The organism is Marinifilum breve (genome assembly GCF_003202155.1).
Lineage (GTDB): Bacteria > Bacteroidota > Bacteroidia > Bacteroidales > Marinifilaceae > Marinifilum > Marinifilum breve.
This window is the reverse complement of the sequence record NZ_QFLI01000190.1, coordinates 1-371: the sequence shown is the minus strand read 5'-3', so window position 1 is coordinate 371 and position 371 is coordinate 1. Positions and strand designations below refer to the sequence as shown.

The window sequence follows — 371 nt, the reverse complement described above, 5'->3', positions numbered from 1 at the left end:
AATAAATAGGCACTCAAAATAAGTACATGTTCGAGCATCATTGACCAACTCCTTATCAATATCGATGCATTTCAAGATGAACAACAATTCAACCGATTCGATTGACTAGAATATAACAAGTACGTAACTAACAAGTGTGGAACAAAGACAAAGAAAAAAAAATATATTTTATTAAAAATATTTTGATTTTATATATGAACAATCTTCGTATAGAATTGAAACACAGAACAAAGTTTTATTTGGATTGCTGGTTCTAAAGATTTATTACTGACGAGCCACAGTAATTGCACCTATCAAAGCAACTAAAAGAATTATGGAAATAAGTTCAAATGGAAGAAAAAAATCTGTTGATAAATGAATCCCAATTTGTT

The 371-nt window shown here is 28.6% G+C and carries 1 protein-coding gene; it reads right to left on the bottom strand.

From position 1 onward, the window contains the following. Window positions 1-264: 264 nt before the first annotated feature. Window positions 265-360 (bottom strand): hypothetical protein, encoded by a 96-nt coding sequence (locus DF185_RS24930; RefSeq protein ID WP_498365939.1) that lies wholly within the window; start codon window positions 358-360, stop codon window positions 265-267. Window positions 361-371 lie beyond the last annotated feature (11 nt).